Origin of the sequence: Mesorhizobium sp. Ca11 (assembly GCF_020165275.1) — a bacterium.
GTDB lineage: Bacteria > Pseudomonadota > Alphaproteobacteria > Rhizobiales > Rhizobiaceae > Mesorhizobium.
On the sequence record NZ_JAIUHU010000008.1, the window covers coordinates 105753 to 125556 of the forward strand.

At 64.2% G+C, this 19804-nt stretch carries 18 protein-coding genes; 9 read left to right on the forward strand and 9 right to left on the reverse strand.

Annotation, left to right across the window (positions count from 1 at the left end):
- Positions 1–90: 90 nt before the first annotated feature.
- From LB538_RS16085 to lptF, 7 genes are all read right to left on the reverse strand, one after another.
- The gene (locus tag LB538_RS16085; protein ID WP_224525004.1) at positions 91–384 is read right to left on the reverse strand and encodes a DUF1330 domain-containing protein; all 294 of its coding nucleotides are present in this window, start codon (positions 382–384) and stop codon (positions 91–93) included.
- A 68-nt stretch (positions 385–452) separates the two neighbouring features.
- Complete coding sequence (gene rsmA / locus LB538_RS16090) at positions 453–1298, reverse strand: 16S rRNA (adenine(1518)-N(6)/adenine(1519)-N(6))-dimethyltransferase RsmA (protein ID WP_140842357.1); 846 nt, start codon at positions 1296–1298, stop codon at positions 453–455.
- A 7-nt stretch (positions 1299–1305) separates the two neighbouring features.
- Positions 1306–2361 carry a 4-hydroxythreonine-4-phosphate dehydrogenase PdxA gene (gene pdxA / locus LB538_RS16095; RefSeq protein ID WP_224525000.1) on the reverse strand — a complete coding sequence of 352 codons (1056 nt, stop codon included), beginning with the start codon at positions 2359–2361 and terminating at the stop codon, positions 1306–1308.
- 128 nt (positions 2362–2489) lie between these two features.
- A complete protein-coding gene (locus tag LB538_RS16100; protein ID WP_224524998.1) occupies positions 2490–3410 on the reverse strand; it encodes a SurA N-terminal domain-containing protein in 921 nt (306 codons plus the stop codon).
- Between the two features lie 235 nt (positions 3411–3645).
- Positions 3646–6054, reverse strand: a complete 2409-nt coding sequence (locus tag LB538_RS16105; protein WP_224524996.1) for an LPS-assembly protein LptD — start codon at positions 6052–6054, stop codon at positions 3646–3648.
- Complete coding sequence (gene lptG, locus LB538_RS16110) at positions 6054–7136, reverse strand: LPS export ABC transporter permease LptG (RefSeq protein ID WP_224524991.1); 1083 nt, start codon at positions 7134–7136, stop codon at positions 6054–6056. Before lptG ends, LB538_RS16105 begins: the two co-directional genes overlap by 1 nt.
- Before the next feature lie 2 nt (positions 7137–7138).
- Entirely contained in the window at positions 7139–8335 is a 1197-nt protein-coding gene (lptF, locus tag LB538_RS16115) for an LPS export ABC transporter permease LptF (RefSeq protein ID WP_224524989.1), read from the reverse strand.
- A gap of 377 nt (positions 8336–8712) precedes the next feature.
- Here lptF and LB538_RS16120 point away from each other — a divergent pair, with 377 nt between their 5' ends.
- Positions 8713–10212, forward strand: coding sequence for a leucyl aminopeptidase (locus LB538_RS16120; protein WP_224524986.1), 1500 nt, complete (start codon positions 8713–8715; stop codon positions 10210–10212).
- Positions 10213–10221: 9 nt separating this feature from the next.
- Positions 10222–10671, forward strand: coding sequence for a DNA polymerase III subunit chi (locus LB538_RS16125; RefSeq protein ID WP_224524984.1), 450 nt, complete (start codon positions 10222–10224; stop codon positions 10669–10671).
- Positions 10672–10695: 24 nt separating this feature from the next.
- On the opposite strand, the gene LB538_RS16130 is transcribed toward LB538_RS16125, so the two are convergent.
- Positions 10696–11514, reverse strand: a complete 819-nt coding sequence (locus LB538_RS16130; protein ID WP_224524983.1) for a hypothetical protein — start codon at positions 11512–11514, stop codon at positions 10696–10698.
- Positions 11515–11702: 188 nt separating this feature from the next.
- Complete coding sequence (locus tag LB538_RS16135) at positions 11703–12611, reverse strand: LysR family transcriptional regulator (protein WP_224524981.1); 909 nt, start codon at positions 12609–12611, stop codon at positions 11703–11705.
- Positions 12612–12725: 114 nt separating this feature from the next.
- Between LB538_RS16135 and LB538_RS16140 the strand changes: the two genes are divergently transcribed.
- The 7 genes from LB538_RS16140 to LB538_RS16170 all read left to right on the forward strand — a co-directional run bounded on the left by LB538_RS16140 (position 12726) and on the right by LB538_RS16170 (position 19794).
- A complete protein-coding gene (locus LB538_RS16140) occupies positions 12726–13523 on the forward strand; it encodes an alpha/beta fold hydrolase (RefSeq protein ID WP_224524979.1) in 798 nt (265 codons plus the stop codon).
- 86 nt (positions 13524–13609) lie between these two features.
- A complete protein-coding gene (locus tag LB538_RS16145; RefSeq protein WP_140842337.1) occupies positions 13610–14599 on the forward strand; it encodes a 3-oxoacyl-ACP synthase III family protein in 990 nt (329 codons plus the stop codon).
- 3 nt (positions 14600–14602) lie between these two features.
- Positions 14603–15586 carry an NAD-dependent epimerase/dehydratase family protein gene (locus tag LB538_RS16150; RefSeq protein WP_224524977.1) on the forward strand — a complete coding sequence of 328 codons (984 nt, stop codon included), beginning with the start codon at positions 14603–14605 and terminating at the stop codon, positions 15584–15586.
- The gene (locus LB538_RS16155; protein WP_224524975.1) at positions 15583–16407 is read left to right on the forward strand and encodes an MBL fold metallo-hydrolase; all 825 of its coding nucleotides are present in this window, start codon (positions 15583–15585) and stop codon (positions 16405–16407) included. Before LB538_RS16150 ends, LB538_RS16155 begins: the two co-directional genes overlap by 4 nt.
- Positions 16404–17660 carry a F390 synthetase-related protein gene (locus tag LB538_RS16160; protein ID WP_224524972.1) on the forward strand — a complete coding sequence of 419 codons (1257 nt, stop codon included), beginning with the start codon at positions 16404–16406 and terminating at the stop codon, positions 17658–17660. Before LB538_RS16155 ends, LB538_RS16160 begins: the two co-directional genes overlap by 4 nt.
- Complete coding sequence (locus tag LB538_RS16165; protein WP_224524969.1) at positions 17657–18802, forward strand: GNAT family N-acetyltransferase; 1146 nt, start codon at positions 17657–17659, stop codon at positions 18800–18802. The genes LB538_RS16160 and LB538_RS16165 overlap by 4 nt, the downstream gene beginning before the upstream one ends.
- The gene (locus LB538_RS16170; RefSeq protein ID WP_224524966.1) at positions 18799–19794 is read left to right on the forward strand and encodes a Rieske 2Fe-2S domain-containing protein; all 996 of its coding nucleotides are present in this window, start codon (positions 18799–18801) and stop codon (positions 19792–19794) included. Before LB538_RS16165 ends, LB538_RS16170 begins: the two co-directional genes overlap by 4 nt.
- Positions 19795–19804: the final 10 nt, after the last annotated feature.

The window sequence follows — 19804 nt, forward strand, 5'->3', positions numbered from 1 at the left end:
AACCTCTATTTGCGACCCGTTGCCGCCCGTTTCTCGGCAAAAAGCGCCTCAGCTTGATCGTGCGCGGCCGTTTTCGGGCAATTCGCCGCGTCACGAACTGATCCCGTCGACCAGAATGAGGTTGCGGCTAAGCGCAGCGTCGCGAACCTCAAGTGCGGCCGCGTAATTGCCCGAGCGATACCAGCGCCGCGCGGTCTCGATGTCGGGAAACTCGACGACGATGAGCGGCCCGGGTTTCCAACTCCCCTCCAGTGTCTCCACCTCGCCGCCACGAACGAGATAGCGTCCGCCATGCGCGGCGATGGAGGCCGCGGCGCGAGTTCGGTAGGTTTCGAACGCCTCCCTGTCGCGGATAGTGACATCGGAAATGACATAGGCAGGCATTGCAGGCTCCGGCTGGTTTCGCCTGACTATCTATGGCGCCGGGGTCTGGATTCCAGTGACGCTGGCGGTCAAACCGCGTTGGTCAGCCTGACAAACTCTTCCACGCTGAGCGTCTCCGCCCGCCGCGTCGGGTCGATGCCGGCCCGCGTCAGCAACGCCTCGCCGCCAAGGCTCTTCACGCTTTGCCTGAGCATCTTGCGGCGCTGGCCGAAGGCGGCCTCGGTGACGCGGCCCAGCTTTCTGGCGTCCACGGGCAGGGGAGATAAGCGCGGCACCAGATGCACCACCGATGAGGTGACCTTCGGCGGCGGCGTGAATGCCTGCGGCGGCACGTCGAAGGCGATCTTCGCCTCGGTGCGCCAGCCGGCTAGGATGCCGAGCCGGCCATAGCCGTCGCTGTCCGGGACCGCGGTGATGCGCTCCGCCACCTCGCGCTGGAACATCAGCGTCATCGATTGGTAGAAGGGCGGCCAATCGGCCACCGTCAGCCAGCGGATCAGAAGCTCGGTGCCGATATTGTAGGGCAGGTTGGCAACGATCTTCACCGGCCCGCCGTTCGCCCCGCCGGCAAGCGCGGCAAAATCCGTCTTCAACGCATCGCCGGGAATGACCTCCAGGCGACCGGGATAATGGCTGGAGACCTCGGCCAGCGCTTCAAGGCAGCGCTCGTCGCGCTCGATGGCGATCACGCGCCGCGCACCGTTGAAGAGAAGCGCCCGCGTCAATCCGCCCGGGCCTGGGCCGACCTCGATCACCGTCGCCTCGCCGAGATCGCCGGCGGCGCGCGCGATCTTGCTTGTCAGGTTGAGGTCGAGCAGAAAATTCTGCCCGAGCGCCTTCTTGGCCTGCAGGCCATGCCGCTCGATCACCTCGCGCAACGGCGGCAACCCGTCGATTGTGGTGCGCCCGCTCAATGGATCCTCACGCGGCGGTGGCCTGCCGTCCGCTGTCGGCCAGCCGGCGCGCCAGCCTTAGCGCGGCGATCAGGCTGTCGGCGCGCGCGATACCCTTGCCGGCAATGTCGAAAGCGGTGCCGTGATCGGGCGAGGTTCGGATAAAGGGCAGGCCCAGCGTCACGTTCACCGCCTCGTCGAAGGCTAAGGTCTTGGCCGGGATCAGCGCCTGGTCGTGATACATGCAGAGCGCCGCGTCATAGGAAGCGCGCGCGCGCGGATGAAACATCGTGTCGGCCGGCAGCGGTCCGATCGCGTCGATCCCTTCCGCTTTGAGCATCTCGACGGCCGGGGTCACGATCGCAGCATCCTCCAGGCCCATGGCGCCGCCTTCGCCGGCATGAGGGTTGAGTCCGGCGATCGCAAGCTTCGGCCGCGCAATGCCGAAGCGGCTCTCGAGATCGGCGGCGGTGATGCGCGCGGTCGCGACGATCAGCTCCGTCGTGAGCAGCTTCGGCACTTCGGCCAAAGCGATGTGGATGGTCACCGGAACGGTGCGCAGATCGGGTCCCGCCAGCAACATCACCGGCGTCACATCCCTGCCGGTGTGGCGCGAAGCCAGGTGTGCCAGATATTCGGTGTGGCCGGGAAAGCCAAATCCGGCATCATAAAGCGGCTTCTTGGAGATCGGGCAGGTGACTATCGCCGCGGCGTGGCCGGCGAGACAGTCGGCGACGGCGCGGTCGATGGCCTCGATGGTGCCGGCGGCGTTGGCCGGGTTCGGCTGTCCCGGGCTGTCGAAATGACGCGCATCGAGCGGAACGACAGGCAGAGCCCGGGCAAAGTGGTGCGCCGCCTGTCCGGGCAAGGTCTCGGCGATCGTCACATTCGCGCCGACCAGGCGGGCGCGGGCTTCGATCAAAGCGGGGTCGGCAAGCAGATAGAAGGGCGGCACACCGGCGCTGTCGCCAGCTTGCCAGGCGGCGATGGCGATCTCAGGCCCGATGCCCGACGGATCGCCGACACTGAGCGCCAGCGGCGCGTGGGTCTTCTGCGTGCTCATGCGGTCGGCTGGCTGCGGCATCGCACGCTTGTCGCTCAGAGCATGATGCCGAAAAGTGTGCAGCGGTCTTCGGACGACATCATGCCCTATCTCTTTGATTTAGAGCCGGATTCAGATTTCAGGTCGACTCGACCTGAAATCATCCGGCTCTAGCGTTCGACGATCTTGGCCTTCTGGCGCAGCTCGGCGACATATTTCTTGCTGAGCTCGTCGGCGTCCTTGTCGTTGCTGCCTTCCGCCTGGAACACCATCTGTGCGGCCTTGTCGTCGGAAACCTCGCGCGAGGAGCAGATGCCGATGAACTCGACGCCGCGCTCGGTCTCGCGCGTCGGCGTCGCGGCGCCGACCTTGGTCGCCTTGATCTGCTCGGCCCAGTCGGACGGCAATTGCGGCGCCAGCACGCGGCCGAGGTCGCGCACGGTGACGTCGATCAGGCCCTTGGCGAATTCCCGCGTGGTGCTGCAGCTGCTGAAGCGGGCGCGCATGGCGTCGGCCTCGCGCTTGCGCTTGGCGAGCGTGCCGGCGCGCTCCGATGCCGGAACCACGAAGATCACCTGTTGCAGCATGTATTCCGTCGCGGTCGGCTTGGCGCCGCCCTTGTCCAGCATGCGCCGCACGGCGTCCTGCTCGGTCACCGAGCCGCCTTCGCCGGAGCGGTAGCGCGCGCTGAGCGCCTGGTTCCAGGCCATCTGGGCACGGATGAATTCCTTGAAATGTTCCTTGGTGACGCCCGACTGCGCCATGATCGCGTCGAGTTTCGCCAGCGGCATCTTGTTGCCCGAGGCAAAGCGCTGGTAGGCGGCGTCGACCTGCTGGTCGGTGATGTGGATGCCGAGCCGCTTGGCCTCGGCCAGGCGCAGCGTCTGGTCGATCATCTCCTGCGCGGCATCACCCTTCTTGTGCTGCAGCTTGAAGAAGGCGGCGCGGTGCGCGATGTCGCCGGTGGTGATCGGCATGTTGTTGACGACATACTTGATCTCAGCGGCGAAAGCAGGCCGCACGACAGCCGTGACCGAAATCGAGGCCGCCACCAGAAGCGCGAATCCCGCTGAAAACAGGTATTTCCTCATCTTACCTTCCTAATTTTTCCCCATCCCGAGTTTCCCGCCATCGCGGCGCCGCGCGTCCTCCGAACGCTTGCGGATGCAGTCGACCCCATGCCCATCTTATGCGGCGAAACGATGTCGCCGACGCATGGCCTTGGGAAACGCGCCCATTTTCGAAGGAACACGCTCCAAATCAAGACCAAAGCCCATCAGCGCCCCAGCCGGCGCACGGCTCGGAGACCGCGCGCCCGCCGCTTGATCACTGGATGGTATCGACCGCGCTTGTTGACGAACCGAAATCGCCGAGCGTGCGGAACGACAGGTTGAAACCGATGTTCTGCGACACTTCCTTGGTGACGGTGTCGCGCGTCTGCGAATACGTCATGATGTAAGTGAAGCAGCTATCGTTGTAGGCGAAGCCGACGCCGTCCTTGACCAGCACATTTGTCTCGATGTCGTAGGTGCCGGTGCCGAACAGCCGCCAGTTCTGCGCCAGATGGGTCGAAGCGCCGAGCGTGAGCTCGTGGCGGTCGGTGGTGAAGCCGTAGAGCGGCTGCGCCTCGATGAAGGCATATTTGGCGCTGAGCGATATCGGCAGGCTGGAATAGGCGGCCTTCACTTCGGCGCGCCTCACCTCGAATGTCTGCTCGTCGAAACGCCCGCTCAGCGAACCGGAGAAGCCGCTCGGGCTGTTGAAGCCGACAAGGCCGACATAATCCGAGGTCTGCTTGTCCAGGCCGGACTCGGCCCCGACATTGACGAGGTCGGGCGCGGCAAAGGAGTTTTCGCCCGCGAGCTGGTATGACTGGCCGAAAATTGCGTTCGTGGCCCAGCCATTGTCATAGGCGCCTGAATACCGGAAGCCGACATTGGCGCGCGTGCCGCCTTCTATGCGGTCATAGCCCGAGAATTTGTCACGTTCGAACAGCGTGGTGGCGTCGAAGACGAAGCTCTGCGCGTCTTCGTTCGGGACGGCCAGCCCGCCGACATATTGCTCGTTCGGGCGCACGAAGACCTGCGCCGTCGGCTCCAGGACATGGCTGGAGTTCGCCATCGAGAACAGGAGCGGCCAACGCGCCTCGAGGCCGAGAGTGGCCATGTAGCGGGCAAGCGAGGAACGCATATCATCGCCGGGTGTGCCCACCACGGGATTGTTAGCCATCGACGTAATTGCGTCAAGCGAAGCCGAATTCGCATTGACATAGCCGGCGTCGCCACGGAACGCCAGCAATGGCGTCACCTGCAGGCCGTCGTCGGTAGTGAAGGTACGCTTCCATTCGGCTTCCGCCGACAGCCGGCTTGATTGGCCCTCTATACCCGGAACGCGTAGAACCGAGCCTCCGTCAAGTGTTTCGTCCAGCCGGTTGCGGCTGATCACGCGTGTATTGACGTTGAATGACAACTGGCCGCCGGCCACCGACGTGTCGGGGATATAGGCGTAATCGAGCGACGGCAGCACCCAGGGCTGCTTGGCCGAGCGCGCCGTCGGATCGCTGGAGAGCGTGTCTTCCTGCACCTCGAAGCGCATGGCGCGGACATCGAAATAATTGCGGTCGCTCAAGCCTGTCAGATAGATCGACGACTGGTGGACGAGGTCGCTGTAGCCTTCGATGTTGTAGGTGCGCGAGAATTCCTTGTCGGTCTGGAGCAGCACGTCCCAGCCGAAATCCCAGCGCTCGTTGATGGCGAACTGGCCCTTGGTGCCCATCATGCCGCGGAACTTGTTCGGATCGTTGGCAGGCCCCGAATTCACATTATGGCCGGCGGAATCGACAAATGCGCCGGGATCCTGCTGATTGATGCCGGCAATCTTCAGCGTGTACTGGCCGTTGTTGAAGCGCTGGCGCCACTCGGCCTCGCCGAGGAAACCCTGCTTGGTATAGCCACTGCCGGTGACGGTCAGGTCATAGGTCGGAGACAGGGCGAAATAATAAGGGACTTTGATGCCGACGCCGAGATGGTTGTTGTAGACGATGCCGGGGATCAGGAAGCCGCTCTTGTGCTTCACCGTCGGGTCGGCGATCTCGAAGGCCGGCAGATAGGCGAGCGGGAAGCCGAAGAATTCGAAATTCGAGTTTTCGAAGCGGACCGTCTTCTTCTCGCCGTTCCAGATGATCTTTCGCGCCTTGATGCGCCAGGTCGGCGCTTTGTCCGGCTTGTCTTCGCAAGGCTCGCAGGCGGTGTAGACGCCGTTGTGGAAGGTGGTGAGCACGCCGCCCATGCGCTCCGCGCTCTCGGCGGCGAAATAGGCTTTGTCTATCGTCTCGACGCGCAGCGCGTTCACAAAGCCGTCGGCAAAGTCGTCGGTGATGTCGATATGGTCGGAATTGACCTTGGTGCCGTCGCTGTTGATCAGTTCGACGGCGCCGCTGGCGACAAGGCGCTTGGTGTCGCGGTTATACACCACGCGCTGGGCGACCAGCTTGTTGCCGCCATAGTCGATCTGCACGCCGCCGACGGCCGTCACCGTGTGCTTGTCGTTGTCGTAGACAAGCGTGTCGGCGGCCAGCAGCATCTGGGTGCCGGAAGGGACGGACTTGGCAGTGATCTGCTGCGCCAGCGCGGCTGCCGTCGGCACCGCGCAAGCGAACAGACACGCCAAGGCAGTCGCCCCATAGAGGCGTGCCAAACCGGCCTGCCTATGGCTGCGCAAAACCGCCTCCCTCACTAGCCGTCTTCCTTGTATAGCAGAAACGTCACCCCAAAGAACATAGCCACGACAACCGGAACCCATGCAGCCACCACAGTAGGCACGAATCCGGCTACACCGAATGCCTTGACCAGTACCGAAACGACATAAAGCAGAAAGCCGGCCACGACGCCACCCAGAATCATCGTTGCCGACTGTCCCATTCGCGCAAATCGCATTGAAACCGTTGCAGCAATCAGCGTCATGGCGACGAGAAGGAACGGCAAGGCTACCAGCGAATCAAACTGCATGGCGAAGGCATTCGCCTTGAGTCCGAAGGACCGGGCAACCTCGATCTTGCGCGGCAGCTCGTAGAAGGGGATGGTTTCCGGGCGCGCCAGGCGCTCCTGCACGAATTCCGGCTTGAGATTGGTCGGCACCCTGTCGGACGCCAGCGCCTGGATATTGCCCGCCTTGAAGACCTTTACGTCCTGCAAGTCCCAATAGCCGTCGCGCAGGAAGGCCTTGGCTGCATCCTTGCGTTCGGCGATGTTGCCCTGCGGGTCGAGGATGAAAAACACCGCGTCCGCCATCTCCAGCCCCTGATTGAGGATGGCGCGGGCGCCGATGATGGTGTCGCCCGATTCGGTCTTCTGCCTGAGCCACGGCGTGACGTTGGTCGTGACGGCATTCGACTTGCCGGCCCTGAGGTCGTTCTCCATCTGCTCGGACCAGGAAAAGCCATGCGCTGCGATCGGATTGATCACGGCGACCGACAGCACGCCGAACATCAGCGCGCCGACGCAGCACGGAAACAGGAACTGCCAGGCCGAGACGCCGGCCGAGCGGGCGATCACCAGCTCGTAACGGCGGTTGAGCGACACCAGAGTTGCCATTGCCGAGAACAGTCCGACGAACGGCACCGTCTGCAGCATGATCATCGGCATCCTGAGCGCCGAAATGGCGAAGGCTGTGCCGTAGGTGAAGCCGGGCAGCCCGGTCGTGCGGCCGGAAAGCTCGGTAAAGTCGATCAGGAACACCAGCGCCAGCAGGCCGAGGAAGAACCAGAAGGTGATCGAGACGTAACGGAAGAAGAAATAACGGCTCAGCGTCCAGCCCATGGTCAGGCTCCCTGGCCGGAAGTGCGCCGGACGAGCCAGAGCTTGAATGCTGTCCAGTTGTCGCCGGCACGCTTGGCGAGGCCCGTCAGCCAGTCCGCCCAGCTGACCGGCAATTCCATGGTGCGCGACGATACGATGAACCAGATCGAAACCGCGGAGGCGATGAGCGGTATGGCGTAGAGCAGGTAGACATAGTACCAGACCCTGTCGGCCTTGCCTGCGGCGAAGAAGCCCAGCCACCGCACGAAAAGTGCTATCGCGATTGCCGTGATCAGCGGATTGATGCGCGCCTCCCGGTGCGAGCGCGCGTCACCCGCAACGGCAAGCGCGATCAGCGCGAACACCAGCGAATAGGACCATTCGGCGAGACGCTGGTTGAGCTCCGCCCGGTAGCTGCCCGGTTCGCGCTGGAACATCTTGTCGTTGGGATCCGGGCTGAGCAGATATTGCGTCGTGCGGTCCTTGGGCAAAAGCGTGATGTCGTTCGCCGCCGACATAAACGCCGACATGTCGAAGGCATACGAGGTGAAGCGGATGACGGAGAGGTCGCCGGTCACCGATTTGCGGTTGATGACGCCGTCATTCATCATCAGCACCTTCTCGTCGCCCTTTTCGACGATGCTGCCGGTCTTGGCGTAGTAGGTCAGGCTGGCGCCTTCCTCGCGTGAATCGGCCACGAAGATGCCGCCGAGCCGGTTGCCGGGAAGCCGCTCGCCAACCTGCAGGAACAGGCCTTCGTCGATCTTGCGGAACGTGCCTTCCTGGATGATCAGCGACAGAAGGTCGGCGCGCGATGCTGCCACCAGCTGGCGGTTCTTCTGCCTGGCATAGGGATCGATGGCGTTGTCGACGATGAAGGAAAACGCGCAAGCCGCTATCGCGAGCAGCAGGATCGGCCGCGCGATCGTCCAGCGTGAGGCGCCGGCGGCGCCGAGCACGGCCAGCTCCGAATCAGTGTTCATGGCGCTCAGCGTCTGCGCCACCGCCACCACCAGGGCGAACGGCACCACGATCGGGATGATCGAGGGGATGATGAGTGCCGCGACTTCGAAGAAAGTCAGCGCCGACTGGCCATTGTCGGTGACGAGGTCGATCTTGGCCAGCACCTGCGTGGTCCACACGATCGCCAGCGTCCAGACCAGCGCCGCGAGGAACATCGTCAGCGCGCGGCGCATGATGTAGCGTTCAACGACCTTCATGAAGGCTTTTCTCGATTTTGCCGAACGGCATCATGCCCGCCGACAAGGTAGTGATCCGGCGGCGCCCGCACAACTGCGTCATGGGCGGCTCGCTCCGGTTTGTCGCCCCACGCCACGTGCCCCGGCGTGGCGGAGTCTCCGCGCCAATGAATAAGAAATGCAAAACATCGATGGTTAACAGCAGGTTGCGGCAGCAAGCTAAGGCCGTACCGAGGCGAATCCTTTGTCTATGGTGGCACCGATATAGACCGCGATTTCGGCCAAAGTCTTGCCAAATGGCGGAAAACGACCAAATGTCGCGCACTCTTGCCAAACCTCTCGCCCGTTGAAAATTACCTTTGCCGGCACCCTACGGCCATCCCCGAAAGCAGGACCTGATGACGTCGAGACCATCCATTTCCTTCGCCAAATTCGCCGCGCCCAAAAAGGGCAGCGTCTTCGTCTTCGCGGCCGATGGCGGGCTCGGCGAGGCGGCGAAGGCCTGCGATCCGGCTGGTGCATTGGCTCGCGCCTTTCCGGTCGCCGATTTCTCCGGCAAATTCGCAAGCTCGGCCGAGGTGCTGGCGCCGGAAGGAACGCCGGTCGACCGGCTGGTGGCGGTCGGCGCCGGCAAGGTCTCGAGCCTCGACGACTATGCCTGGCTGAAGCTCGGTGGCGCCGTTGCCGCTTCGCTGCGCAAGGCGACCGAGGTGGCCGTCATCCTCGATCTGCCGGAGCTGCAGCCCGACGGTCGCCAGGCGGCGAGCCTCGCCGCCGGCATCCTGCTGCGCAGCTATTCCTTCGACAAATACAAGACCAGGAAAGACAAGGAAGACGCCCAATCCGACACGAAGTCGGGCAAGCCCGCCAGGGTAACCGTTCACTGCGCCGATCCCGCTGCCGCGAAAAAGGCTTTCGCCGGCGAGGAAGCGGTGGTCGACGGCGTGCTGCTTGCGCGCGATCTGGTCAACGAGCCGGCCAATGCGCTTGGGCCCGTCGAATTCGCCGAGCGCGTCAAGGCGCTGGAGCAGCTCGGCGTCGAGGTCGAGATCCTCGCCGAAAAGGAGATGAAGAAGCTCGGCATGGGCTCGCTGCTCGGCGTCGCGCAAGGCTCGCCGCGCGGCGCGCGCCTGGCGGTGATGCGCTGGAACGGCGGCAAGGCCAAGGACGCGCCGCTCGCTTTCATCGGCAAGGGTGTCACCTTCGACACCGGCGGCAATTCGATGAAGCCGGCCTCGGGCATGGAGGACATGAAGGGCGACATGGGTGGTGCCGCCGCCGTCACCGGTCTTATGCGTGCGCTCGCCGCTCGCAAGGCGAAGGCCAATGTGGTCGGCGTCATCGGCCTGGTCGAGAACGCCGTCGACGGCCATGCCCAGCGTCCCGGCGACATCGTCACCTCTATGTCGGGCCAGACGATCGAGGTGCTCAACACCGATGCGGAAGGCCGCCTCGTTCTGGCCGATGCGCTCTGGTACGCCAACGACCGTTTCAAGCCGAAATTCATGATCAACCTGGCGACGCTTACCGGCGCCGTCATGGTGGCGCTCGGCCAGCATTATGCCGGCCTTTTCTCCAATAATGACGAGCTTGCCGGCCGGCTTTTCGGCGCCGGCCAGGCCTCGCAGGAGCGGCTGTGGCGCATGCCGCTCGGGCCTGAATACGACAAGCTGATCGATTCCAAGAACGCCGACATGAAGAACATCGGCGGCCGCTATGGCGGCGCCATCATCGCCGCGCAGTTCCTGCAGCGCTTCGTCAAGGACACGCCCTGGGCGCATCTCGACATCGCCGGCACCGCGATGGGCGCGCCGTCGAGCGAGATCAACCAGTCCTGGGGCTCGGGTTTCGGTGTGAGGCTGCTCGATAGGCTGGTCCGCGACCACTATGAGGGTTAGGTTTCCGGGATGACCGACATCCTGTTCTACCATTTGACCGAATCGACGCTCGAGGAGGCGCTGCCGGGCCTGCTCGAGCGTAGCGTCGAGCGCGGCTGGCGCGCGGTGGTGCAGACCGGCACGGAAGATCGCCGCGACGCGCTCGACCAGCATCTGTGGATTTTTCGCGACGATTCCTTCCTGGCGCATGCCACCGACCGCGAAGCCTATCCGGCCGAGCAGCCGATCCTGCTCACCACGGGCGAGGGCAACCAGAATGCCGCTCAGATCCGTTTCCTGGTCGACGGCGCGACGCCGCCCAACTTGTCCGGCTACGAGCGCGCCGTCTTCCTGTTCGACGGCCATGACGCGGCACAGCTCGAAGCCGCCCGCGGCCACTGGAAGACGATGAAGGAAGCCGGTCACGCCGTGACCTACTGGCAGCAGACCGCCGACCGGCGGTGGGAGCGCAAGGCCTAAACGGCGATCAGCGGATCCTCAAGTCTATTTCTTTCGGCGCCTCTGGCCGCTCATCCAAGCGTCGGCTTCGGCTTGTATAAATTCAAGATTCTTGCGTTGGAAAGAATCCTCATAGATCACTGTGGCGACAGTCAAGTTGTCACTATGGCCCAATACGATTTCACCGAGCTCGCGCTTACGGATTTCTTCGATAGGTCGCCGGTCGAAATGTATAATGAGTCCATCGAGGTAAAAACGGAAATGCGGAACCTCATAGTCGGGACCGTCCGCCGCTCCGGGAATAACTTTAGTCATCGCTATGGGCGTGTGATTGTGCTCCATGCCCATCGTTGACAACTGAATGAACTGTGTCTGGTAGAAGTCGATCGGATCGGGGTTTCCCTCCAAAACCATTATCCGCAGAGTATCTAGGTCCTCGACGTTGATCTCGACTTCTGCAAATTCCATGCGCTTCGTTGCCCCAGCTCTCCAAAGCAGACTGAGCATGAAGACACGCAATCGACGCCAATCTACTCCGTTTATGGTCCGAATACCCCAGTCGGTCCCGGGAATGGCCCGAACATCTGTCAATTTGGTCATTGGTCCCCAACCTGACCAGACCAACTTGGCCTTGCGTAGCTCTTTGATTGCCCAATCATCCAGCTTCGCAAGAACGTCTTCTCCGGCTCGCGTCACCAATCGATTGTCATACCAACTGCTATGTCTAGTTGTTGGTGCTAGTCCCTTGCCGCCCTGAATAAACGGCGTACCCAAACCGCCCGCCTTGGTGAGCGCGCGCGGTAGAAGGTGAGAGTCGACGAACTTGCCAGCCTTCCCCGTTAGCTGACAGATGCCTTGAACCATTAACTCCCTCCGCCTGGCGCGGGGCATTCGACCGAAATTCTCAGAAATTCGCTGCGGTGCTGTAGTTACACATGCATAGCAGCAAAACAAACGCGAGGCTGGTCGAACGTTGCATTGGGTTGAGGTCCCAGAGTCACTGTTGTCCGCCAACTTGTTAGCACTGATCTTTAGGACAAAAGAACGGCAAATTATCCGTGCGCGACGGGCTGAGCTCGACTCTGCGCCTGAAGATGCCGCCACAACGCCTCGGCCACAGGTCCGTGCGGCTTGTCGCGTCGCCGCACCGCGGCGACGGTTTCGGTGCGGCCGGGAATATGCCGGCCGGCAATCGAGAGCAGCCGTCCGTCGCGCAAGTCGTCCTCGATCAACCAGTCGGGCAGGTGGCCCCAGGCAAGCCCGTGCAGGATCAACTCCTTCTTCATCATATGGTCGGGCACCGAGCAGGAGTGTGCGCCGTCGATGACGAAGAAGTTTTCTGGTGAAGGACGCCGCGCCGTGTCGCGGATCACACATTGGGTGAAGGGCCGCATCGCTTCTGGCGTGACGTCATTCCTCGGGTCGAACGGCAGGAAGCCCGGCGCCACCACCGGCACGAAGGCGACTTCGCACAGGTTGATTCTCTCGAGATGCGGATCGGACGGGTTGGCGCGGTGGAAGACGAGGTCCGCTTCGCTGTCCATCAATCGCTCGACCGGCCCGCCGATCGCTTCATAGTCGAGATGCAGGCGCGTGCGCGGCCGCTCGGCGAAGAAGCAGCTGAGCAGGCCGAGTATTCTGGGCCGAGGGCAGACGTCGCCCATGACGAGGCGCAGCATGGTTTCCTCGCCGCTCGCCAGCTGGCCCGCATAGGTCCGAAGATGCTCGAATTCGCGGATCGTCAGTTGCGCCCGCGCATGGAACAGGCGGCCCTCGTCGGTCAAGCTCACCCGGTAGCCGCTGCGATCCAGCAGCCTCAGGCCAAGTTGCTCTTCGAGCCGGGCGACGGCTGCGAACACCGAGGGATGCGTCCGGTGCAAGGCCTGGGCTGCGGCCTGGAAGCTGCCTCGGCGAGCGACCGCGTCGAAACATCTGAGATCGTGAAGTTTCACGCCATCCATAGTCGAAAAGTCCTACAAAGATTGTCGCATCATAGTAATTTTCTTCGATAGTTACGATGCCTACTTTGCCTCATCGAAAGCCTTCCAAAAGCGCCGAAAGGATGAGGATCCAAAATGACCGACACGCTGCACTTCACTGCGGGCGATGGCGTCCGCATCGGCTACAGGTTGGACGGTCCGGAAGACCGTCCGGTGCTGATGCTCTCCAACTCCATTGCCACGACGTTCCACATGTGGGACGGCCAGGTTCCGGAACTCGCCAAATCCTTCCGCGTGCTGCGCTATGATTTTCGCGGCCATGGCGGCTCCGACGCGCCGGCCGGCGCCTATTCGCTCGACCGTCTCGGCCGCGACGTGTTGGAACTGCTCGATTTCCTCGGGCTTGCCCGCGTGCATTTCCTCGGCCTGTCGCTGGGCGGTTTCGTCGGCCAGTGGCTGGGCATCCATGCACCGGAGCGCATCGAGCGCCTGATCCTTTCCAACACCTCGCCACATCTCGGGCCGGCATCCTATTTCGACGAGCAGATACGCAACGTGCTTGCGGCCGACGACCTGTCGGCGACGGCGGACATGTTCATGCGAAACTGGTTCCCTGCCTCCATGCTTGCCGGTCAAAACAAGACAGTCGAGCCATTCCACGCCGCGATCCTCGCCATGTCGCCGCAAGGCTTGGCGGGATGCTTCGCCGCGGTCCGCGACGCCGATCTGCGCCGCCCGATTTCCCTCATCGCCGCGCCGACGCTGGTCATCGGCGGCGAGGACGACAAGGTGACGCTGGCAAGCCACAGCGAGGCGATCGCGGCGGCGATCCCCGGCGCGGAACTCCTGCTTTTGCCCGGCGTCCACCTGCTCAATGTCGAGCGTCCAGCGGAGTTCATGGAAGCGGTGACGGGCTTCCTTCGGAAGCGATGATCTGGCAGTGCCGCATGAGCTTGGAAACGTCGCTATCGATCGCTTTTTGCGTTAGATAGTGGCCAAGCTCATGCGGCGGGGGGAGAATGCGGATCAGGATCGTCGGAACCGGCAGGGCGGTACCGGCTGAGCGCGTCACGACGCGGACGCTGGAGGAGCGGCTTGGCCTCGGCGAGGGCGCGCTCGAAACCGCGACCGGCGTCGTCGAGCGCTATGTCTGCGAGGGCGAATCGCAAATCGATCTAGCTTGCGCGGCGGCGACGCTGGCGCTTGAGGATGCCGGCCTCGATCCCGGCGCCGTCGACCTGATCATCGGCGGCTGCGGCGTGCCTTATCAGCCGCTGCCGGCGACCGCGCCCTTGGTCATGCAGCGCCTTGGGCTGGCCGACGGCTCGGCTGCCGCCTTCGACGTCAACAGCACATGCCTGGGCTTCCTCACCGCCTTCGAGACCGCGGGCCGCATGATCGAGGCCGGGCAATGCGAGACGGCGCTGGTGTTTTCCTCCGAGATCGCCTCGCGCGCCTTGCCGTGGCAGGATGCGCCCGAGATCGCCGCGCTCTTCGGCGACGGCGCCGCGGCCGCCGTGCTGCGCAAAGGCGGCCAAGGCGAGGGCAAGGTGGCGGCCAGCCTGATGCGCACTTATCCGTCGGGCTGGGAAGCCTGCGGCATCGGTTCGGGCGGCACGCGCTTCGATTTCCGCAAGGAGCAGGAAGCGTTCGCCGCGCACAGCCTGTTCCACATGGACGGCAAGGAATTGTTCAGGCTCACCGCGCGCCATTTCAACGGCTTCGTCGCCGCTCTGCTCGAGCGCGCCGGCTGGCGGCATGGCGATGTCGATCTCGTCGTGCCGCACCAGGCGAGCCCGTTCGCGCTTGCCCATATGGCGCGCCAGACCGGCTTTGCGCCGGAAAAGCTCGTCGACATCTCCGCCCGCTTCGGCAACCAGATAGCGGCTTCCATTCCCTTCGCGCTGGACGTCGCGCGCCGCGAGGGCCGCGTGGCGCCGGGCATGAAGCTGCTCATCCTCGGCACGTCGGCCGGCGTCTCCTTCGGCGGCATGGCGCTGGAGGTCTGAGGAATGGCCGTGCTCGTCACCGGCGCCAGCGGTTTCTTGGGCTCGCATGTGCTAGAGCGGCTGGCTGCGTCCGGCACGCTGGCGCTCGGGCTCGGCCGCGATGAAGCGTGCTGCGCCGCGCTGGAGGCCGCCGGCCATCGCATCGTCCGCCACGATCTCGCGCAGCCGCTCGACGCCGCGCTCGATCCGAGGCTTGGCAGGGTCGAACGGATCATCCATTGCGCGGCGCTCTCTTCGCCTTTCGGACGCCTCGCTGATTTCGAGGCGGCCAACGTCACGGCAACGCGCAACCTTGTCGATTTCGCGCAGCGGCAAGGCGTCAGCCGCTTCGTCCACATCTCCACCCCGTCCGTCTGCTTTGCCTTCCGCGACCAGCTTGGGCTCAGCGAGGACGTGGCCTTGCCGGAGCCCGTCAATCACTATGCCCGCACCAAGCGCGAGGCCGAAAAGATCGTGCTCGGCCAGCCGGACATCCATCCGCTGGCGCTGCGGCCGCGCGGCATCTACGGCAAAGGCGACCACGCGCTGCTGCCGCGCCTGATCAAGGCGGCCAAAAGCCGGCCGCTGCCGCTGTTTCGCAATGGCCGGGCGGCCATCGACCTCACTCATGTCGACGACGTCGTCGACGCGGTCATGGCGGCGCTTACCGCGCCCGGGGAGGCGGAGTGCCAAATCTTCAACATCTCCGGAGGCGAGGTGCTGCCGGTCCGCCGCATTGCCGACGAGGCCTGTGCCCGCGCCGGTCTCGAGGCGCGCTGGCGGCCGACGCCGCTCATGCCGGCGATGCTGGCGGCGGGCCTGATGGAAGCAGTGGCGCACCGGTTGCCTGGCCGCCCCGAGCCGCCGGTCACCCGCTATGGGCTCGGTCTCTTCGCCTATGCGCAAAGCCTCGATATTTCCAAGGCGAAGCGGATGCTTGGCTGGGCACCGAAGATCTCGTTCGAGCAAGGGCTTGACCGCACGTTTTCCGGTGATGCGCAGGCATGAGGATCGTCTTCGCCAACAGCGCCTGGGTGAGCGCCGCCGAGCGATTGATCCTGCGCGGCGGCAGCTGGCAAAGTGTCAGGCTGCGTGTCCGCTACGGGCTGTTCTTTCACCCAACTGCCGGGCCTGTGCTCATCGACACCGGCTACACGCAAGAAGCTTTGAGCGGGGCGCGGCGCAGCCGCATGCTTCGGCTCTACGGTGCGCTGCTGAAACCCGAGCTCAACTCTGCCGAACAGGTGTTGCCGGTGCTACAGAGTTTCGGCCTGTCGCCCGACGACATCCGCACAATCATCGCCACCCACTTTCATGCTGACCACATTTCGGGCCTGTCGCTGTTCCGCAACGCGCGCTTCATCGCCAGCGATGCGGCCTGGGCTCGGGTCAAGGCGCGAGGCCCGGGGCGGAATCTGCGGCATGGCGTCTTCGCCGAACTCTTCCCTCCGGATTTCGAGGCGCGGCTGGAGGGCATCTCCGCAAAGCCCCGCGTAACGCGGCAGGGCGCTATCCCCGGCGGCGCCGATCTCTTCGGCGACGGCAGCGTGATCGCGGTCGATCTTCCAGGACATGCCGACGGCCACTTCGGCCTGCTGTTTACCGGACCGGACCGGCCGCTGCTCTACGCCGTCGATGTGCAATGGCTGCTCAAGGCCTTGACCCATAACCGCGCGCCGGGTTTCCCGGCCACTCTGATCGCCGAGGACGCGGTGGCGATCGAGCCGACCAGCGCCATGCTGCGCCGCTTCATCGCTTCCGGCGGCGAAGTGATGCTCTGCCATGATCCCGCTCCGACATCTTACGACCTCGCACCGGAGGCCGCATGAACGGGCTGGCGGAAGCGGCAGGCTCCTTCGCCTTGACGCGCTGGGTCTCGCGGAAGAGCCGCGCGGATTTCGAGCGCTGGCAGGCGGCCGCCTTGCGGCGCTTCCTCGAGCGCGACCTGCCGCGCGCGCCGTTTTACGGCAAGGCGCCGGCGTGCCTCATCGATCTGCCGGTCACCGAAAAGGCGCTGCTGATGGCGCGTTTTGAGGATTTCAACATCCACCGTCTCACCGTCGCGCAAGCCTGGGCGGTCCTGGCGGGCGAGGGCCGCGCCGGACCGCTCACTATCGGCGCCAGCACCGGAACATCGGGCAATCGCGGCCTGTTCGTGATTTCCGAGGCCGAAAAATACCGCTGGCTGGGCGCGATCCTGGCCAAGGCGGCGCCCGATCTTCTCTGGCGCAGCATGCGTGTCGCCGTCATCCTGCCGCAGAACACCGGGCTTTACGACAGCGCCCGCAAATCGCGCCTGATAAAGCTCGCCTTCTTCGATCTGACCTCGGGCCCGGAAAGCTGGCGCTCCGCGCTCGAAGCCTTCGATCCGACGGTGATTATCGCGCCGCCGAAAATCCTGCGGCATTTCGCAAGCGAGGGTTTCCGTCTGCGTCCGAAGCGCGTCTTCTCGGCGGCTGAAACGCTGGATCCGGTTGACCGTCCGGTTATAGAGGATTTCTTCCGGCTGGCGCTCGATCAGATCTACATGGCGACCGAAGGCTTGTTCGCGGTCACCTGCCGGCAGGGCGGACTGCATCTCGCAGAAGACTCCGTCTTCTTCGAATTCGAGCCGGCGGGCGAGGGGCTGGTGACGCCGTTGGTGACAACCTTTCGCCGCCGGACACAGATCATGGCGCGCTACAGGATGAACGACCTGCTGCGCTTGTCCGAAGCACCTTGCCGATGTGGTTCGCCGCTGCGCTGCCTCGACGAGATCGTCGGCCGCATGGATGATGTGTTCCGGCTCATGTCGCCGGACGGCCCGGTGCTCGTCACGCCGGATGTGCTGCGCAACGCTGTGCTCAAGGCCGATCGCCGCATCGACGATTTTCGTCTTGTCCAGACCGGGCCGGACAGGGTCGAGCTCAGCCTTCCGCCAACGTTCGCGGATGATGCCGCGGCGGCCGCGCATCAAGCGGTGCAAGCGTTGCTGGATGCGCGACAGGCGGTCGCCACCGTCACGCTCGTCCGCGCGCCGCTGCCGCTGGAGACAGGCCACAAGCTGCGTCGCGTCGAAGCCCGCCTGGAGCGCGCGCGATGAGCGGCGCGGCGATGTCGCAAAGGCCTGTGCAGCAGGCCGACCGGGTCGAGAACAAGCCGGCAAAGGTCGAGGCTTTCGTAAGGCTCTTCAACGAGATGCCGGTGCGCCATCTCATCGCCAATCTGGACACGAAAGTCGAGACGCTCGAAATCGCCGCGCGAGTTTTTCCGCTGACGTTGAACGACGGGAGTAAGGCGCACAATTGCTATATCTGCTGCCCGACCAGCGCCTATATCGACTACGCTATGGACGAGACGCGCAACTTCGCCGCCCATCCTCTGTTGCGGCGCGCGCTGAGTACCCTGATTGGAGCCTGCGCGCCGCTGGTCAGGGCGAGCGGCCTCGACCGTCAGGCGCAGGTCAACAACTGGCTCTATTCGACCAATCCGGTGCCGCTGCTCGACCGGCCGGCGATCGCGTCGCTGCGCGCGGCCCTGACCGCGCGTTTCCCCGATCGCGCCATCGTCATCCGCTCGTTGAACGATATTGCCGATCCGGCGACCATTGCCGCCTTGAAGGCCGAGGGGTTTCGCATGCTGGCGGCGCGCCAGATCTACATCTTCGCCGATCGCAGCGCCGCGCCCGCAATGACGCGCGACATGAAACGCGATCGCGCCTGCCTGCGCACAACGCCGTTCGAGCGAGTGGGCAATGAAGATTTCACCGAGGCCGATTATGCGCGCGCCGCTCAGCTCTACACCATGCTCTATCTCGACAAATACACGCCGCTCAATCCGCACTACACCGCCCGCTACATCGCCGAAATGCATCGGCGCGGCATCATCAGCCTGGCGGGGTTGCGCCGGCCGCGCGGCGAGCTGGTCGCCGTCACCGGCCTGTTCGAAAACGGCGGCACGCTGACCCAGCCCATCGTCGGCTATGACACCAGCCTGCCGGTCGCCGACGGGCTTTATCGCATGATGATGGCGGTGGCGCAGGACCATGCGACTTCGCGCGGCCTGTTCTTCAACATGAGCGCGGGCGCCGCCGATTTCAAACGCCGGCGCGGCGCGGTCGCCGCGATCGAATACAACGCCGTCTATGCCGGGCATCTTGCGCTTCGCCGGCGCTTGGCGATCCGTATCATGGAGGCCGTGCTGGCGCTGGTCGGCATTCCCCTGCTCAGGAGGTGCGAACTGTGAGCGAGCGCGGCGGGAAAGCCCATTGGCAGGCGGTGGCGTTGTCGACCGACATCGGCAGGCGGCCGAAGCGCATCCTGTTCGACGGCGCGCCCGTAGTGCTGTTCCGCTCGGCGCAAGGCATTGCGGCACTTTTCGATCGTTGCCCGCACCGATTGGTCGAGCTGTCGAGCGGCAGGATCGTCGGCGGGGAGATTGAATGCCCCTATCATGGCTGGCGTTATGACGGCGAGGGACGCTGCACCGCGATCCCCGGCCATGTCGGCGCCATGCCGCATTACCGGGTCCGCCGCTACGCCGCGATCGAGCGCGACGGCATCGTCTTCATTTCTTCCGGCTCGCCGACGAGCGAGCCCTACCTGCACTGCATGCAGGGCAAGGATGTCATCGTGCGGCGGGTGCGCTCATCGACGCAGTCGACGGTCATCGATGCGGCGGAAAACATCCTCGATGCCACCCATACCCATTTCACCCATAAAGGCCTGCTGCGCGGCCTGACCTCGAAGCGCCATCTGGTGCGGGTCGAGGTGACCGGCGGCGAGGGCTGGGTCGAGGCCTGCTATACCGGCGAGGACCGTCAGCAGGGCCTGATCAGCCGGCTTTTGGAAGGCGAGCGTGCGAAGACCATCGGCCGCTTCCGCCATCCCGGCATCGCCGAGCTCGAATATTGGGGCAGGGACGGGCTGGTCTTAGCCACCACCTTCCATCTGCGCCAGGCCGACGAGCGCACCGTCGAGGGCGTCGGCTGGCTGATCGGACGGCGCCAAGGCCTGCTCGGCGAGCTGAAGGCGCTGGCCTTCAAGCCGCTTTTCAACATCGCGCTGCACCAAGATCGCCGGGTGCTGAAATCGGCCAGCGACAATGCCCGGCTACCGCCCCAAGCCCTGCCGGTGATCGGCCCCCTCGATTTCCTGCGCCGCGACATCGCCGCGATCATGGATGGGAAGATGCCAGCGGCTGCGAGTGAGACAAGGGTGCATGAGATTGAGCTGTGAATTATAGTGC

Bases quoted from the DNA above. Each gene is read 5' to 3' on its own strand.
- LB538_RS16160 (WP_224524972.1), top strand. From the start codon at position 16,404: ATGAACGGGCTGGCGGAAGCGGCAGGCTCCTTCGCCTTGACGCGCTGG.
- LB538_RS16140 (WP_224524979.1), top strand. From the start codon at position 12,726: ATGACCGACACGCTGCACTTCACTGCGGGCGATGGCGTCCGCATCGGC.
- LB538_RS16165 (WP_224524969.1), top strand. From the start codon at position 17,657: ATGAGCGGCGCGGCGATGTCGCAAAGGCCTGTGCAGCAGGCCGACCGG.
- lptF (WP_224524989.1), bottom strand. From the start codon at position 8,335: ATGAAGGTCGTTGAACGCTACATCATGCGCCGCGCGCTGACGATGTTC.
- LB538_RS16135 (WP_224524981.1), bottom strand. From the start codon at position 12,611: ATGGATGGCGTGAAACTTCACGATCTCAGATGTTTCGACGCGGTCGCT.
- LB538_RS16155 (WP_224524975.1), top strand. From the start codon at position 15,583: ATGAGGATCGTCTTCGCCAACAGCGCCTGGGTGAGCGCCGCCGAGCGA.
- pdxA (WP_224525000.1), bottom strand. From the start codon at position 2,361: ATGCCGCAGCCAGCCGACCGCATGAGCACGCAGAAGACCCACGCGCCG.
- lptG (WP_224524991.1), bottom strand. From the start codon at position 7,136: ATGGGCTGGACGCTGAGCCGTTATTTCTTCTTCCGTTACGTCTCGATC.
- LB538_RS16150 (WP_224524977.1), top strand. From the start codon at position 14,603: ATGGCCGTGCTCGTCACCGGCGCCAGCGGTTTCTTGGGCTCGCATGTG.
- LB538_RS16100 (WP_224524998.1), bottom strand. From the start codon at position 3,410: ATGAGGAAATACCTGTTTTCAGCGGGATTCGCGCTTCTGGTGGCGGCC.
- LB538_RS16120 (WP_224524986.1), top strand. From the start codon at position 8,713: ATGACGTCGAGACCATCCATTTCCTTCGCCAAATTCGCCGCGCCCAAA.
- LB538_RS16145 (WP_140842337.1), top strand. From the start codon at position 13,610: ATGCGGATCAGGATCGTCGGAACCGGCAGGGCGGTACCGGCTGAGCGC.
- LB538_RS16125 (WP_224524984.1), top strand. From the start codon at position 10,222: ATGACCGACATCCTGTTCTACCATTTGACCGAATCGACGCTCGAGGAG.
- LB538_RS16085 (WP_224525004.1), bottom strand. From the start codon at position 384: ATGCCTGCCTATGTCATTTCCGATGTCACTATCCGCGACAGGGAGGCG.
- LB538_RS16130 (WP_224524983.1), bottom strand. From the start codon at position 11,514: ATGGTTCAAGGCATCTGTCAGCTAACGGGGAAGGCTGGCAAGTTCGTC.